Raw genomic sequence first — 16,209 nt, 5'->3', positions numbered from 1 at the left:
CCGATTTGCCCCGGCACACACTAATCGGCGAAAATACGCGCCTCATTTTTGATCGCCCTTTAATCACTACGAATTCTTTTCCTGCAAAACACTGGAGAAACGTCAATGCCGTCTCGTAAAGATCTCGCCAACGCCATTCGCGCGCTGAGCATGGATGCGGTTCAGAAAGCCAAGTCCGGCCACCCGGGTGCGCCCATGGGTATGGCGGATATCGCCGAGGTTCTGTGGAACGATTACCTGAGCCACAACCCGGCCAACCCTCAGTGGGCCAACCGGGACCGCTTCGTGCTCTCTAACGGTCATGGCTCCATGCTGCAGTATTCCCTGCTGCACCTGAGCGGTTACGACGTTTCCATCGACGACATCAAGAACTTCCGTCAGCTGCACTCCAAGACTCCGGGCCATCCCGAGTACGGCTACACCCCGGGCATTGAAACCACCACCGGACCCCTGGGCCAGGGTATTGCCAACGCCGTTGGTTTCGCCATTGCCGAAAAGTCCCTGGCAGCGCAGTTCAACCGTCCGGGCCACGAGATTGTTGACCATTACACCTACGCTTTCCTCGGCGACGGCTGCCTCATGGAAGGCATCTCCCACGAAGTGGCGTCCCTGGCCGGCACTCTGGGTCTCGGCAAGCTTGTGTTCTTCTATGACGACAACGGTATCTCCATTGATGGCGAGGTCGAAGGCTGGTTTACCGACAACACGCCGCAGCGTTTCGAATCCTATGGCTGGCAAGTGATTCCCGCCGTCGACGGCCACGACGCCGACGCTATTCGCGCGGCCATCGAAGCGGCCCGTGCCAACACCGATCAGCCCACTCTGATCTGCTGCAAGACCATCATCGGCTTTGGCTCCCCGAACAAGCAGGGCAAGGAAAGCTGTCACGGCGCCCCCCTGGGTGACGACGAAATCACCTTGACCCGCGAGCAATTGGGCTGGCAGCACGGACCGTTCGAAATCCCGGCCGACATTGCCAGTGCCTGGAATGCCCGTGAAAAAGGTGCCGCTGCCCAGTCCGAGTGGGAGCAGAAGTTTGCCGCCTACGAGAAGGCCGAGCCGGAACTGGCGGCTGAGTTCAAGCGTCGCATGGCCGGCGAACTGCCTGCTGATTTCGCCGAGAAGGCCCAGGCCTACATCCAGGAGTGCCAGGACAAGGCCGAGACCATGGCGTCTCGCAAGGCTTCCCAGAACACCCTGAACGCCTACGGCCCGCTGCTGCCGGAACTGATGGGTGGCTCTGCCGATTTGGCCGGTTCCAACCTGACCATCTGGTCCGACACCAAGGGTCTGACCAAAGAAGACGCCAGCGGCAACTACATCTACTATGGTGTTCGCGAGTTCGGCATGGCCGCCATCATGAACGGTATCGCCCTGCACGGCGGTTTCGTACCCTACGGCGCTACCTTCCTGATCTTCATGGAATACTGCCGCAATGCCGTGCGCATGGCCGCACTAATGAAGCAGCGTTCCATCTTCGTGTTCACCCACGATTCCATCGGCCTGGGCGAAGACGGCCCGACACACCAGCCGATCGAGCAAATGGCCAGCCTGCGCACCACGCCCAACATGAGCATGTGGCGCCCCGCTGACACCGTTGAATCTGCAGTGGCCTGGAAAACAGCTCTCGAGCGCACCGATGGCCCGACAGCCATGGTGTTCTCCCGTCAGGGTCTGCCGGCACAGCCGCGCGATGCACAGCAGCTCGCGGATGTGGCCAAGGGCGCTTACATTCTGTCAGACAGCGAAGGCACACCGGACCTGATCCTGATTGCCACTGGCTCCGAAGTCGGCCTGGCCCAGGACGCTGCCGCCAAACTGCGGGAGCAGGGCAACAAGGTTCGCGTGGTCTCCATGCCGTCCACCGATGTATTCGATGCCCAGAGCGCCGAGTACAAGCAGCAGGTTCTGCCGCTGGACGTGACCAACCGCATCGCCATCGAAGCCGGTATTGCCGACTACTGGTACAAGTACGTTGGCCTGGACGGCCGCATCATCGGCATGACCACCTTCGGTGAGTCTGCCCCTGCTGGCGAGCTGTTCAAGGAATTCGGCTTCACCGTCGACAACGTTCTGGAAGTGGCTGCTGAGCTGCTGGACGCCTGATGACAGATTCTGCGCCTTTTCGTGTCGCCATCAACGGGTACGGCCGAATCGGCCAGTGCGTGTTGCGGGCGCTTTATGAAAATGGCTTCCGCGACCACCTGCAGGTGGTCGCTATTAATGAGCTGTCGGATATCGACACCATTGCCCACCTGACCCGATACGATTCCACCCATGGCCGTTTCCAGGGTGACATTTCGGTATCGGGCCAGGATCTCATGGTCAATGGAGATGCCATCCGTGTGTTGAGTCATGCTGATCCGGCAGAACTGCCCTGGCGTCTGCTGGATGTCGATCTGGTGCTGGAATGCTCCGGCGCCTTCTCTGATCGTGCCACGGCCCAGAAACACATCGATTCCGGCGCCAAACAGCTGCTGTTCTCGCAGCCGGCCGAGTCGGACGTCGATCGCACCGTGGTCTATGGTGTTAACCACGCCGATCTCACGGCTGATGATGTCATCGTTGCCGCTGCTTCGTGCACCACCAACTGTCTGGTGCCTGTGATCAAGGTACTGGACGACGCCTTTGGCGTGCAGCAGGGGAGTACCACCACGATCCACGCTGCAATGAACGACCAACCGGTCATCGACGCCTACCACCACCAGGATTTGCGACGAACCCGCAGCGCCCTGCACAACATCGTTCCGGTGGAAACCGGTCTTGCAAAAGGTATTGAGCGGTTACTTCCGAGCATGGAAGGCAAGTTCAGTTCGGTGGCCATGCGGGTACCGACCATGAACGTTTCCGCCATCGACATGGTAGTGAACGTGGCCAAAGCCACCGACGTGGCAGCGGTGAACAAACTGTTAAAAGAGGCCGCCAACGGCCCATTGAAGAGCATACTCGGCTATACCGACGAACTGCTGGCCAGCTCCGATTTCAACCATGACGCTCACTCCGGCGTTGTAGACGGCGGCCAGACCCGGGTAACCGGGGGCACCATGGTGAAAGTGCTGTGCTGGTTCGATAATGAGTGGGGGTTCGCGAACCGGATGCTCGATGTCAGCAAAAGCTGGTTAACCAAACATTCTTAATCTGAAATTTTGTTGAAGGGACGAACGTTATGGCCATCAAGAGAATGACCGACCTTAACCTCGCCGGTAAGCGAGTGCTGATCCGTGAAGACCTGAACGTGCCGGTCAAGGACGGCAAAGTCTCCAGCGACGCCCGCATTCGCGCGTCACTGCCGACTATCAAGGCCGCGAAAGACGCCGGCGCCAAAGTCATGCTGATGTCCCATCTGGGCCGCCCGGAAGAAGGCGTGTACGACGAAGCTTCCTCCATGAAGCCCGTCGCCGACCACCTGACCAAGGTTCTGGGCCAGGAAGTTCGTCTGATCAAGGACTATCTGGATGGCGTTGAAGTGGCCGATGGCGAAGTCGTCCTGTTCGAAAACGTACGCTTCAACAAAGGCGAAAAGAAAGACAACGAAGACCTCGCGAAGAAGTACGCGGCATTGTGCGACGTCTACGTAATGGACGCCTTCGGCACCGCCCACCGCGCCCAGGCCTCCACCCACGGCGTAGCCAAATTCGCCCCCGAAGCCTGCGCCGGCCCTCTGCTGGCGGCCGAACTGGAAGCCCTGGGCAAAGCCCTGGATAACCCGGCCAAGCCCGTGGTGGCCATTGTTGGTGGCTCCAAAGTCTCCACCAAACTGGACGTCCTCAACGCTTTGGAGAAGGTCTGCGATTCGATCATCGTGGGCGGCGGCATCGCCAACACCTTCCTGGCAGCGGCTGGTCACCCGGTTGGCAAATCCCTGTGCGAACACGACCTGATCGACACCGCCAAAGAAATCGCCAGCCGCGTTGAAATCCCGCTGCCGGTCGACGTGGTTGTTGCCAGTGAATTTGCAGAAACCGCCACCGCAACGACCAAGAACATCGCCGACGTCAGCGACGACGACATGATCCTCGACGTAGGCCCGGAAACCGCCGGCAAGTTCGCCGACGTACTGAAGAACGCCAAAACCATCCTCTGGAACGGCCCGGTTGGCGTTTTCGAATTCGACCAGTTCGGCAACGGCACCAAGGCACTGGCCGAAGCCATCGCCGAAAGTGACGCCTTCTCCCTCGCCGGCGGCGGTGATACCGTCGCCGCCGTTGACAAGTACGGCGTTGCTGACAAAATCTCGTATATCTCCACCGGTGGCGGCGCCTTCCTGGAATTCGTAGAGGGGAAAACACTCCCGGCAGTAGCGGTATTGGAAGAACGCGGCGAGTAAACAAACAAAAGCGGTTCTGATCGGGTCCAACAACAAGACCAGAATCGCAAGGCAGGTGGGGGAACCCTTCTCGGGACTGTCTGCAGCAAGGATGCTGCAGTCAAGCGTACAGGGACGTATTAACAGCGTGTCCCGGGAAGGGTTCCCCCACCTGCCGCAGCAGACTTCCAGGCCAGACCAGAGGAGTCCTGCACAGAAACAGAATTCAACTACCCATAGTCCAAATGAAGGAGACGACCCATGGCCCTGATTTCGATGCGGCAAATGCTGGATCACGCCGCCGAGCATGGTTACGGTGTGCCAGCCTTTAACGTCAACAACCTGGAACAGATGCGCGCCATCATGGAAGCCGCCGACAAAACCGACTCCCCGGTGATTGTCCAGGCCTCCGCCGGCGCCCGCAAATACGCCGGCGCTCCCTTCCTGCGCCATCTGATCCTGGCGGCCATCGAAGAATTCCCGCACATCCCGGTGGTCATGCACCAGGACCATGGCACCAGCCCCTCCGTGTGCCAGCGCTCCATCCAGCTGGGCTTCAGCTCAGTGATGATGGACGGCTCCCTCGGTGAAGATGGTAAAACCCCCACCGATTATGAATACAACGTCGACGTAACCCGTCGCACCGTTGAAATGGCCCACGCTTGTGGTGTCTCCGTAGAAGGCGAGCTGGGCTGCCTGGGTTCCCTGGAAACCGGTCAGGCCGGTGAAGAAGACGGCATCGGTGCCGAAGGCACCCTGGACCACAGCCAGATGCTGACCGACCCGGAAGAAGCGGCGGACTTCGTCAAGAAAACCCACGTTGATGCCCTGGCCATCGCCATCGGCACCAGCCACGGCGCCTACAAGTTTACCCGTCCGCCCACAGGCGACATCCTGGCCATCGACCAGATCAAAGCCATCCATGCCCGCATCCCGGACACCCACCTGGTTATGCACGGCTCCAGCTCCGTACCCCAGGAGTGGCTGAAGATCATCAACGAATACGGTGGTGAGATCCCGGAAACCTACGGCGTACCGGTTGAAGAAATCGTAGAGGGCATCAAGCACGGCGTGCGCAAGGTCAACATCGACACCGACCTGCGCCTGGCCAGCACCGGCGCGGTCCGTCGCTTCCTCGCCGAAAACCCGGCCGAGTTCGACCCGCGCAAATTCCTGAAGGAAACCATGAAGGCCATGACCGAAGTGTGCATCGCACGCTACGAAGCCTTCGGTTGTGCCGGCAATGCCAGCAAGATCAAGCCGGTTAACCTTGAGCGCATGTTCGAGCGCTACGCCTCTGGCGAGCTGGACCCCAAGGTCAAGTAAGCTTAAGAGATCGGAACCTGATTGGCCTCCGCATTGCGGGGGCCTTTTTGTTTGTGGCGCCAGGCCGCAAGGAAAATGAGCAGCCCCAGGGTTGCCGTAGTAGCCCCGACGTATCCCGTCGATGACCAGCCGAACCCCGCTGTGATTGCCATACCCGCGAGCCAGGGCCCGAGGGCGTTGGCAACGTTGAAGGCGGCATGATGTGAGGCGGCCGCCAGGTTCTGGGCGCCATGGGCTACATCCATCAGATGGGTCTGCAGTGCCGGTCCCAGAGCACCCATCATAGCTACCAGGAAACAGGCAACCAGCAATATTGGAAGCGTGCCGGTGGTGGATGGAAATACCAGGAGAATGCAGGCGCTCAGCAACAGAATGACGCCGACCGCCCGAAATCCCAACCGATCGAACAACCAGCCGCCGAGCAGATTGCCGGTAAAGCCGCCCAGCCCGAACACTGCCAGGGCCAGGGGAATCCAGTACTCCTCAACCTTTGTTACTTCCAGCAGCGTGGGCGCCAGGTAGCTGAACACGGCAAACATACCGGAGAAGCCGATAGCGCCGATGGCCAGGGCGAACCAGATACCGGCCCGGTTGAAAGCCCGGATTTCGCTGAACGACCCCTTCCGTTGTTCCTGCGGATCCACCGGCAGCACCGAGATCACCATGGTCAGTGTGATCACGGAAATCAGGCCCACGAACATATACACGTAACGCCAGTCCAGCGACTGCCCCATCCAGGCCGCCATGGGGTTTCCCAGCAGCAGCGCCAGAGTCAGGCCCATCATGACGCGGCTGACCGCTTTCGCTCGTTGATGGACCGGTACCAGGGAAGCCGCCACCAGGCAGGCTACGCCGAAATACGCCCCGTGAGGGAGGCCTGCCACAAAGCGCGCAACCATGACCCCGGTATAGTCCGCCGCCAGGGCACTCGCCAGATTCCCAACCGCATAAAAGCCCATCAGCCAGATCAGCAACTGGCGCCGGAAAAAGCGGGCGCCGATCACTGCCAGGAGCGGAGCCCCCACCACAACCCCCAACGCATAGGCGCTGATCAGGTGTCCCACCTGCGGTTCGGTGACACCGAGATCCTGCGACACATTGGGCATCAGGCCCATGATGGCGAACTCCCCGGTACCGATGGCAAAGCCACCCAGGGCCAATGCGAATTCGATCAGGAAAATCCGGAGTCGTGTGGCTGGTTCGCTGCTCAAAAAGCACTCCCTGAAGCCGGTGGAAAGAGTAAAACCGGCAATTGTCACCTTTCCCGAAACAAGATGCTATACGAATTACCACAGTGGGCATGGCCACAAGTTCCGCCGCGTTTGATCTATCGCAACTGGGCATCACTGGGTGCTTGTATTTTCGCTGCCAGCGTCAAATATAGGTATCAGAGATCAATAATTGATCATGCATGATGATCAGTAACGAGGAGTGCCATGGACTTCAAAGACTATTACGCCGTACTCGGTGTCAGTGAGTCTGCCTCCGCCGAGGAGATTAAAAAGGCCTACCGAAAGCTGGCACGGAAATACCATCCGGATGTCAGCAAGGAAGAGGATGCCGACACCCGGTTCAAAGAGGTTGGTGAAGCCTACGAAGTACTGAAAGATCCCGAAAAACGGGCGGAATATGACCAGCTGCGTAAATACGGCGCCCGTGCGGATGGTTCCTTCGAGCCACCTCCGGGCTGGCAGAGTGGGGCTGGCTTCGGTGGTGGTGGTTATACCGAAGCCGACGCCCGCCAGTTCAGCGAATTCTTCGAAGAGATTTTCGGTGGTGGCCGCCGGGGCGGTTTTTCCGGTGGCTTTGGTGGGGGCGGTTTCCGCCAGAACATGAAAATGCGCGGTGAGGACGTGCACGCCGGGATTGCGCTGTTCCTGGAAGAGGCGTTTCACGGCTGTGAAAAACAGGTGTCTTTCGCGGTCCACGAGGCCGATGAGCATGGCCGGGTGATTCCACGGCAAAAGACCCTGAAAGTGAAGATCCCGGCCGGCATGCGCGAAGGCCAGCACATCCGCCTCAAAGGCCAGGGCGCGCCAGGTGCAGGCGGTAGTGAGCCGGGAGATCTGTTCATCGAGGTGGAGCTTGCGCCACATCCACATTTTTCCGTGGAGGGCCGGGATGTCCTGGTAACTGTGCCGATAGCGCCCTGGGAGGCGGCCCTGGGTGCAACGGTGACCGTACCGACCGTAGGCTCAAAGGTGAATGTGAAAGTATCCAAGGGCTCCACCAGTGGCCGGAAGCTTCGGCTCAAGGGCAAGGGCTTCCCGGGCAAACATCCGGGTGATCAGATTGTCATTCTGCAAATCGCCATGCCCGAGAAACACAGCCCGGAAGCCGAGAAGCTCTACGAGCAACTGGCAGAGGCAGAGAAGAACTTCAATCCACGCAGCAAGCTTCACGTTTAAGCGGGAGTAAGGTATGAGCAAGCAAGATCATATTCTGACGGTAGAGGTGCTCGACCAGGATGGCAGCACCTTCACCCTGCGTGAAATCTGCGAGCGTGGCGAGTGCCATGCCGAGTTTGTCATCAAACTGGTGGACTACGGGATTATTGCCCCGCTTGAGGACTCTCCAGAGGCCCGGCAATGGGAGTTCGATATCGCTGCCCTGAGCCGATTGCGCAAGGCTCAGAGATTACAAAGGGACCTGAAAATGAATCTGCCCGGCCTTGCCATGTCACTCGAGTTGCTCGACGAGGTGGAGGAAATGCGTCGGGAAGTCGGTCGTCTCAATCACCGCATCCGGCAATTGATGGGGGAGTAAACGCTCCCCCGCCTATTTGTTTTCTTCCAACGCCTGAATCTCGGCGTAGATCTTTTCCGCCTCCTCCATTAGCGTTCCATGAGTTCTCAGATCGCCATTGCGCTGGGCATCCAGTGCCTTGGCGAGCTTAGCCTCGTATTCCTTCTGCAGTTTTTTCTTCGGATCGCCTTTCAAGAATCCCAGCATGGTTTTGACCCTGTTTTGACTGACTGTTCAAAGATTTACGTTTTCCACTCCATAAAGTTCACAAAATTTTCATGATCAAAAACTGGACAGCCTCAAAAAATGGGATTAAATTCCCAAATAATGGATTGGGAAAAATATCCCAATTTACGGTTGGGTGGTTAAGCGTGGTCGCCCGCGGACGCAATAACAAGCCTGGAGAAGAACGATGAATCGCAAACCTTTAGCAATCGCAGTGAAGTTGGCCATGACCGGGGCTCTGGCCGGTGCCCTTGTCGCTTGTGGTGGCGGTGGCTCCGGAGACACCTCCACCAGTGGCACCTCATCGGGTACCAGTGTTGGGGCGGTATCGGGCTTCGGCAGTGTTTACGTTAACGGTACTCGCTTTGAGACCGATGGCAGCGTTAGCAGCGACGATGGCCTGGAGCGCGAGGATCAGCTCGAAAAGGGCATGATCCTCAAAGTTGAGGGCGACTGGGATGACCGTGGCCAGGGCCGGGCCGACAGGGTCAGTTATGACGATACCCTGCGCGGGCCGATTTCGGCCTTGAGTTGGGACGAGGTTACCCGTACCGGTAGCCTGACAATGCTCGGTCAGAGCATCTCGCTGGACGGCAAAACCGTCTTCCGCGGCGCGACGCCTGCTGCCCTTGCCGGCAACCCCCAGGGATATCGGGTAAGGGTCAGCGCCTGGCGCCTTGAAGATGGCAGCTTCCGGGCCAGCTTTGTCGGCGCCCGTGCCATCGGCCTCGATTTCGATGACGACAACGAGGTGGAAATTGAAGGCGTTGTCGCCAACCTGGATACAAGCGCCGAGACCTTCACCATCAATGGTTTTCTGATCGATTACACCAGTGCTGTCGGCGATGACGACTTCTCCCTGGATGATCTGGCAGACGGAATCGTGGTGGAAGTGGAAGGGACTCTGAACGGCAACACCATCATGGCCGAAGAAATCGACGACGAGGATGACCTCTTCGACGATGATGACGACGTCGAAATCTCCGGAAGCATATACGACTATGACTCTGCCAGCCGTCAGTTCTCGGTAAATGGGGTGCGAGTCCAGATTAACGGGGGTACCGAGTTCGACGATCTCCGCGAAAGCAGCCTGGCCGATGGCCTGTTTGTGAAAGTGGAAGGGGATTTCCGCAATGGTGTCCTTGTGGCTGAGGAGATCGAGGGCCGGGAGTCCGACGCCGAACTGGATGGCCTTATCGAATCCATTGATCTGGCCAATGAATCCATGCTCGTCAGTGGCGTTCGGGTTCAGCTCACCAGCAATACCCTGATTGATGACGACGACGATGATGACGATGAACGGCGCAGTCGCGTTCAGGATGTCCAGAGCCTGCAGGTGGGTGACTATCTCGAAATTGAAGGCCGCCAGCGCAGCAGTGAGGGCGGATTCCTCGAAGCCCTCAGCATTGAGCGCGAGGATGATGACGACGATGACGATTTCGAACTCGAAGCACGGGTGACTGCGATCGGAGCCGACTCGATCACCATCATGAATCTTGAGGTGCTCCGCAATGGCTATAGCCTATCCGGTGCCCAGGTTGGCGATGAAGTGGAAATCGAGTATCGCCAGACCGACGGCGGCCAGTATGAGCTGACCGACAATGTCGAAGTCGACGACGATAGTGACGACGACAGTGACGACGACAGTGATGATGACAGTGGTGATGATTGATCAGTGAGCCGAAGGCGCGGGCCGGACTGTTGTCGGCCCGCCTCCTGGCTTTCGACGTGGCTATGGGAATACAATCCCAAACATGAAAAAGTCCAACCCCCTGCATCAAGCGCTGTTTCGCATTCTGCGCCCTCTGGCGAGGTTGCTCTTGCGAAACGGCATTCCCTTCGGGGAGTTCTCCGAGCTGGTGAAACGTGCCTACGTGGAAGCCGCCCTGGAGGACTTTACCGACGGCCGGCGAAAGCCCACGGACTCACGCGCCGCGGTTATGACCGGGCTGACCCGCAAGGAAGTGAAGCGCCAACGGGAGATCCTGGCAGGGGAAGATGCTGGGAGCCGCGATGTAATTCATGCCAACCGGGCGTCCCGGGTGGTATCAGGTTGGGTTCACGATGCGGTCTTTCAGGCCAAAGACGGCGAGCCAGCCATGCTGTCTTTCGACGGCCCGGGGAGTTTCAGCGAACTGGTCAAGCGCTACAGCGGTGACATGCCGCCCCGCGCCGTGCTGGATGAATTGCTTCGGGTAGGCGTGGTGTCGGTAGACGGTGAATCGGGCCGACTGATACTGCAGCAAAGGGCTTATGTACCGGCCGGAGACAGCGAGGAAATGCTCCAGATTTTCGGCGAGGACGTATCAGATCTCATAGCGACCATTGATCATAATCTGGTCAGTGGCGAGTCCGGGCAGCCACCACTGTTCCAGAGAACCCTGACCTACAACAACATTCCTCCGGAAGTGATGGAGAACTGGCGCAAGCATGCTGCTGCCCAGTCCCAGGCATTGCTGGAACAACTGGACAAGTGGCTTGGTCCCCATGATCGCGATATAGCGGGGCAGAAGTCTGGCAGTGACTCCGGGGACCCGGTCCGCACCGGCGTGAGCATCTTCTTCTTTGAAGAGCCTGCCGGGAAAGAGCCGAAAGGAGATTGAGTGCTATGAGTCTCACGAGGCAGCCGAACATCATTTGTCGCTGGGAGCCAACGGAGCTTGCAAGCACAATACTTTCCGCATCGTCCCGGCAGGTGATTCGCTCCTGGATCAGCTCCAGCGAGTTTCTCGATGAGCATCACCACCCTGTCATGCTTATGACCGACAATCGTTCATCGAACTCTTTCAGCTATCTGGTGCGGGCGACCAACCCGGATTTTGCACCGACAGTGGTGCTGAATGAACTGCTTCGTAAGGGCGTAGTTGAGTCCCTGGATAACGGTTACCTCTTGCTTAGACGCAGCGTTTACGCGCCGTCGCAGCCCCGCCTGCATGGTGAGTCACGGATCAACAAAGTGTTCAGGCATGAAGACGAAATTCCTCGCAGGCGTTATAACGATGTTTACTGAAGAGCACCGGCCGGGAACGCCGGACAGGGAGAAGAAAGCTATGAAACGGCAACTCCGCAATCGTGTTTTCGGGCTGGCAGCCGGTACGGTGGCCTTTGGTGCTATTTCCGCCTGCGGTGGCTCGGGAGGCGGAGGCCTGGATATTGCCGATGGTGGTATACGGGGCACCGGCTCAAGTGTTGGTCCGGTTTCCGGGTTTGGCAGTGTGTTTGTAAATGGTGTGGAGTTCAGTACGGATCGGACTGTCGTCGGTGATGATGGGATCAATCAGGAATCCCGCCTCGTCGTCGGTATGATCCTGCGGGTTGATGGCGAATGGCGAGAGACCGGACTTGGTGATGCGGATACTGTCGAGTATGACGATACGCTGCGTGGCAGGGTGCAGATCCTGACTCCCTGGGACGTTGTCAGCAAAACGGCGACGGTTCAGATTCTCGGTCAGACTGTAAGAATTGATTCTCAAACCGTGGTGAAAGGCACGCTGGTAGAAAACCTTGCTGATGACGACTTTGTGCGGATGTCGGGATGGCGCCTGCCGAACGGAGAATTTCGAGCAAGCTATCTGGGTCTTCGGACGCCGAGCAATAGCGACGATTTTGATTCCATGAATGAAGTGGAGTTGGAGGGAATTGTCTCCGGCCTCACAGGAACAGATTTCATGATTGGATCCCAGTTGGTTAATTACTCCGGCGCGACGCCTGATGGCCTGAGTCTGGTCGATCTGGCAGATGGTGATGCGGTGGAAGTAGAAGGATTGCTTTCTGGTAACACCCTGATGGCGCAGGAAATCAGGCCAGATGATTCTCGGCGTTACCTTCAGGGTACGGATGAAGATATCGAGTTCGTGGGCCCTGTTTCCGCCGCCTTCAGTCAGTCAACAGGCACCTTAACGGTCAATGGCATCACGGTGCGTGTGACAGATGACACCGAGTTTGATGGACTCTCTGGTCCCGATGATTTGGTTCAGAGACTGCTCATTCAGGTCGAAGGCGAGTTCGAGTCCGACGGTTCGGTGACTGCTGAAGAAATCGAGCTACGCGAGGCGGATTCGGAACTTGATGGTGGCCCCGCAGAGGAAATCGATTTATCGGCGGGTCAGTTCAGAGTCGGTGGTGTTCTTGTTCAGGTCACTCCACTGACGATCATCACCGATGATGATGACGAATCCCGCCTTTCGCTTAGCGATCTGGCGTTGCCACGTGAGCTGGAAATTGAGGGATTCGAGCGTTCCGGTAGTGACGGCAGCGTTTATCTAGAGGCTCTAAAAATTGAACGCGAGGATGATTCGCCTGATGGAGGTTTCGAGCTAACCGGTCGAATCTCGGAAATGGTGAATGACCGGATTCAGGTGTTGGGAGTAGACCTGTTCATCAATCCGAATACCGAGTTCGACACTCCGCGAAGTGAGCTACAAGGACTTGTTGATTCTGGCCAAAGGCCTGAAGTGGAGGTTGAATACGAGTTTATCGGCACACGTTATGTGATCGACGAAATCGAACTCGAAGAAGACGATGACGATTAACTACAAAACCCGTACATAAATGCGGCCCACGCCGGCCCGGGTTTTGCTATACATACGGACACGCTTCGCAGGGACGCTGTTACCGACTGTGCAGGATGCATGAAGCACACATGCTAGCGGAGTCCGTATGTCACTCAGTTTTATCAGGCGGCTGATCTCAAGCCGCCTTCTCCGACCGGTTTTCATTGTTCTGGTGGTGGCCGGCCTGGTTCAGGTTCTGGTCAGCCAGTGGTTGATTTCCAGTCAGGTGGAAAGCCTGGTCAACACCGCAGGGTCTGCCCTTGAGGCCAGCAGTCAGCAAGTCAGTGCCTCCTTCGGGGATACCCGCGAGGATGTCCGCACCCGTCTGGAGACCATGCGGCAGAAGACCACCGAGGAACTCTCCGCCGAACTTACCCGCCAGCAGACTGCCCAACAGGAACGTGTTGCCGGCAACGTTCGAACCGCTGTCATGGCCGAAGCCCAGGGGCTGGCCGATGTGCTGGCTGCCGTCGCTGCTCCGCTGATCTGGGATCGGGATGTACCCCGCCTGACCGATCTGGTGGAACTGGCCGACGCCCGGGAATCGGTGCTGTTCGCGGTGTATTACGACCAGTACGGTGATCGCCTGACCCGTTATGTGGATCGCACCGATGACCGCGTGCGCACCTTAATGGAGCAGGGGGAAGGCCGTGGTGCGGCAAATCGGGTCCTGGATGCGGCACGTCGCGACCCCAACGTGGTCATCATCACTGCCGATATCGCTCCCCAGGGTTCCGCCATTGGTCAGCTGAAGCTGGGACTGTCGCTCGAAGGCATCAATCAGGACCTGGCGGCTCTGGAGCAGGAATTCAGCGCTACCATCACCGGCAGCATTGATGCCCTCCGCGACACCCTGGAGGCGGAAACCGAACAGGTGAACCAGCGCCTTCAGCAGCAGCTGGCAGGCATGGATTCAGACACCCGCTCCAGAATCCAGAGCACGGTTGAAGCGCTGAATGCCGAGGCTTCGAGCCTCTCTGCCAACCTCAGTATGCTGGCAATCGGTTCCGTGGTGGTTCTGATCCTGCTGGTGGCACTGGTGCTCGGCGGAGGCTTGCTGCCCAGAGTTTTCCGTTTGAGCTCGGCGATCTGGGGTATCGCCGATGGCGAGGCCGATCTTACCCGCCGGGTTTCCATGAAAGGCAAGGATGAGCTTACGGAGATGGCCGAGGGCGTGAACCGGTTCATTGCCCGTATCCAGGAGCTGGTCTCCGACGTGAAAGAGTCTGCCGAATCGGCCGCCGGCCAGGCCCAGGCTCAGGGTGACATCAGCCGCAGTGCGGTGGCGGCCGTGAACCGTCAGGAACAGGAAGTGGCGGAGGTGTCCGGCACCATGGATGCCATGTCCCGTAGTATCTCTGAGGTGGCGGAAAACATTCAGGATATCGCCGGATCGGTGAGTAATGTCAGTTCCGAGAGCGAGGCCACCGCCGGTATTTCCCGGGATGTGCGAAACCGGCTGGATCAGGTGGTCCGTAACGTTGAGCAGGCAGTAGATGCGGTTAATCAGCTGGACCACCAGAGCAAGGAAATCGGTTCGGTGCTGTCGGTGATCGGTGCCATCGCAGAGCAAACCAACCTGCTGGCTCTCAACGCCGCTATTGAGGCGGCCCGCGCAGGAGAATCCGGCCGGGGCTTCGCCGTGGTGGCCGATGAGGTCCGCACCCTGGCAAGCCGGACTCAGGAGTCCACCACGGAGATCCAGTCCATCATTGAGCGTTTGCAGAAGGGCAGCCAACAGGCGGTCAGCGCTATCGGTGAAGTGTCAGGCCAGGTTGCAGAGTCGTCGTCGGAATTCCGTCGGGCTGACGAGCATTTCGACCGGATCAACCAGCTGCTCAGCAGCCTTCAGGATCGGGCCCTGGCGATTTCATCCGTGGCAGAAGAGCAGGGCCGGCATGCCAGTGAGGTCAGTGTGAGCGTTAGCGATATTGCTGGCTCTTCCCGCCAGACGGTTGAAGCCATTGAGCGCTCCGACAAGGCCAGCGGCCAGATTGCCCGGACACTGACCTCGTTGAAGGATAAAGCCTCACAGTTCCAGGTTTAGGAACCTGTCGATAACAGGCGCTCCCGGGCGTTTCTGTACTCCTCGGTCAGACGGCTCACCAGGTCCGGGACGGTGAGCACGTCGTGGATCTGGCTGACGCCCTGGCCGGCCGACCACACGGTTTTCCAGGCCTTGGCTTCATCATCAATGGGCTTCAGCTTTTCCCCGTAGTTGATCTCGCCGGCCTGGTTCAGTTTGTCCATGGGGAAGCCGGCCGCTTCCAGACTCTGGCGCATAAAACTGGCGGGTACACCGGATACCGCGGGTGTGTGAATAATGTCGCCAGACACCGCCTCAATGATCATGTTCCGGTAGGCTTCGTCGGCCTGGGACTCGAACGTGTTGATAAAACGGGTGCCCAGGTAGGCCAGGTCCGCGCCCAGGGCCTGGGCGGCCAGCAGGTCCTCACCATGGGAAAGCCCACCGGCGAGCAGAATCGTGCCATCAAAGACTTCCCGGATTTCGTGCACCAGAACGAACGGGTTGGTGGTGCCCGCATGGCCACCGGCACCCGCCGCCACGGCGATGATACCGTCAACCCCCGCCTCCGCTGCCTTGCGGGCATGCTTCTGGTTGGTCACGTCATGGAACACTACACCGCCGTAGCTGTGCACCGCCTCCACCACCTGGCTGGCGGCACCCAGTGAGGTAATGATGATGGGTACCTTGTGCTTTACGCACAGTTCCAGGTCCGCCTGCCAGCGAGGATTGGTCCGGTGCACGATCAGGTTAACGGCGTAGGGCGCCGTTTTTGCTTCCGGATTGGCGCTTCGGAAAGCGGCCAGCTCTTCGTTCATCTGGATCAGCCAGTCTTCAAAGCCTTCGCTGGTGCGTTGGTTCAAAGCCGGGAAACTGCCAACGATGCCTTGCTTGCAGCAGGCAAGCGCCAGTTCCGGTCCAGAGATCAGGAACATGGGAGCGGCTACCAGAGGCAGTGAGAGAGCGTCTTTCAGGGAAGCGGGCAACGGCATGAGGATTCCTTAATTTTTGTTGGAACTTTTGTAGGA

General features: G+C 58.5%; 14 protein-coding genes. 11 read left to right on the top strand and 3 right to left on the bottom strand.

Features of this window, described 5'->3' with window-relative positions; genetic code table 11:
- Nucleotides 1–105: 105 nt before the first annotated feature.
- The 4 genes from tkt to fba all read left to right on the top strand — a co-directional run bounded on the left by tkt (nucleotide 106) and on the right by fba (nucleotide 5,632).
- Nucleotides 106–2,106 carry a transketolase gene (gene tkt, locus ACO06L_RS09185; RefSeq protein ID WP_202347838.1) on the top strand — a complete coding sequence of 667 codons (2,001 nt, stop codon included), beginning with the start codon at nucleotides 106–108 and terminating at the stop codon, nucleotides 2,104–2,106.
- Nucleotides 2,106–3,137: a type I glyceraldehyde-3-phosphate dehydrogenase gene (gene gap, locus ACO06L_RS09180; RefSeq protein ID WP_202347837.1), complete on the top strand. Its 1,032-nt coding sequence runs from the start codon at nucleotides 2,106–2,108 to the stop codon at nucleotides 3,135–3,137. The genes tkt and gap overlap by 1 nt, the downstream gene beginning before the upstream one ends.
- 29 nt (nucleotides 3,138–3,166) lie before the next feature.
- Nucleotides 3,167–4,327, top strand: coding sequence for a phosphoglycerate kinase (locus ACO06L_RS09175; protein WP_202347836.1), 1,161 nt, complete (start codon nucleotides 3,167–3,169; stop codon nucleotides 4,325–4,327).
- A gap of 240 nt (nucleotides 4,328–4,567) precedes the next feature.
- Nucleotides 4,568–5,632, top strand: coding sequence for a class II fructose-bisphosphate aldolase (gene fba, locus ACO06L_RS09170; protein ID WP_048496096.1), 1,065 nt, complete (start codon nucleotides 4,568–4,570; stop codon nucleotides 5,630–5,632).
- 2 nt (nucleotides 5,633–5,634) lie between these two features.
- On the opposite strand, the gene ACO06L_RS09165 is transcribed toward fba, so the two are convergent.
- Nucleotides 5,635–6,843: an MFS transporter gene (locus ACO06L_RS09165; RefSeq protein ID WP_227716027.1), complete on the bottom strand. Its 1,209-nt coding sequence runs from the start codon at nucleotides 6,841–6,843 to the stop codon at nucleotides 5,635–5,637.
- A gap of 225 nt (nucleotides 6,844–7,068) precedes the next feature.
- Here ACO06L_RS09165 and ACO06L_RS09160 point away from each other — a divergent pair, with 225 nt between their 5' ends.
- Nucleotides 7,069–8,040, top strand: coding sequence for a DnaJ C-terminal domain-containing protein (locus tag ACO06L_RS09160; protein WP_202347835.1), 972 nt, complete (start codon nucleotides 7,069–7,071; stop codon nucleotides 8,038–8,040).
- A 13-nt stretch (nucleotides 8,041–8,053) separates the two neighbouring features.
- The gene (locus ACO06L_RS09155; protein WP_064227671.1) at nucleotides 8,054–8,398 is read left to right on the top strand and encodes a chaperone modulator CbpM; all 345 of its coding nucleotides are present in this window, start codon (nucleotides 8,054–8,056) and stop codon (nucleotides 8,396–8,398) included.
- 12 nt (nucleotides 8,399–8,410) lie between these two features.
- Here the strand turns inward: ACO06L_RS09155 and ACO06L_RS09150 are convergent, their stop codons facing one another.
- Nucleotides 8,411–8,584 (bottom strand): DUF6435 family protein, encoded by a 174-nt coding sequence (locus tag ACO06L_RS09150; protein WP_202347834.1) that lies wholly within the window; start codon nucleotides 8,582–8,584, stop codon nucleotides 8,411–8,413.
- Between the two features lie 205 nt (nucleotides 8,585–8,789).
- Between ACO06L_RS09150 and ACO06L_RS09145 the strand changes: the two genes are divergently transcribed.
- The 5 genes from ACO06L_RS09145 (at nucleotide 8,790) to ACO06L_RS09125 (ending at nucleotide 15,202) form a co-directional block, all read left to right on the top strand.
- A complete protein-coding gene (locus ACO06L_RS09145) occupies nucleotides 8,790–10,274 on the top strand; it encodes a DUF5666 domain-containing protein (RefSeq protein ID WP_202347833.1) in 1,485 nt (494 codons plus the stop codon).
- Nucleotides 10,275–10,356: 82 nt separating this feature from the next.
- Nucleotides 10,357–11,205, top strand: a complete 849-nt coding sequence (locus tag ACO06L_RS09140) for a DUF6502 family protein (protein ID WP_202347832.1) — start codon at nucleotides 10,357–10,359, stop codon at nucleotides 11,203–11,205.
- A gap of 5 nt (nucleotides 11,206–11,210) precedes the next feature.
- Complete coding sequence (locus ACO06L_RS09135) at nucleotides 11,211–11,612, top strand: hypothetical protein (protein WP_064227674.1); 402 nt, start codon at nucleotides 11,211–11,213, stop codon at nucleotides 11,610–11,612.
- Nucleotides 11,569–13,134, top strand: coding sequence for a DUF5666 domain-containing protein (locus tag ACO06L_RS09130; RefSeq protein ID WP_421845582.1), 1,566 nt, complete (start codon nucleotides 11,569–11,571; stop codon nucleotides 13,132–13,134). The genes ACO06L_RS09135 and ACO06L_RS09130 overlap by 44 nt, the downstream gene beginning before the upstream one ends.
- A gap of 127 nt (nucleotides 13,135–13,261) precedes the next feature.
- Nucleotides 13,262–15,202, top strand: a complete 1,941-nt coding sequence (locus tag ACO06L_RS09125; RefSeq protein WP_202347831.1) for a methyl-accepting chemotaxis protein — start codon at nucleotides 13,262–13,264, stop codon at nucleotides 15,200–15,202.
- Here the strand turns inward: ACO06L_RS09125 and ACO06L_RS09120 are convergent.
- Nucleotides 15,199–16,173: an NAD(P)H-dependent flavin oxidoreductase gene (locus tag ACO06L_RS09120; protein WP_202347830.1), complete on the bottom strand. Its 975-nt coding sequence runs from the start codon at nucleotides 16,171–16,173 to the stop codon at nucleotides 15,199–15,201. The two genes, ACO06L_RS09125 and ACO06L_RS09120, sit on opposite strands and share 4 nt — an antisense overlap.
- Between the last annotated feature and the right edge of the window lie 36 nt (nucleotides 16,174–16,209).

This window comes from Marinobacter sp., from assembly GCF_965229985.1.
Classification (GTDB): Bacteria; Pseudomonadota; Gammaproteobacteria; order Pseudomonadales; family Oleiphilaceae; genus Marinobacter.
This window is presented reverse-complemented; position numbering and strand designations above follow the sequence as displayed.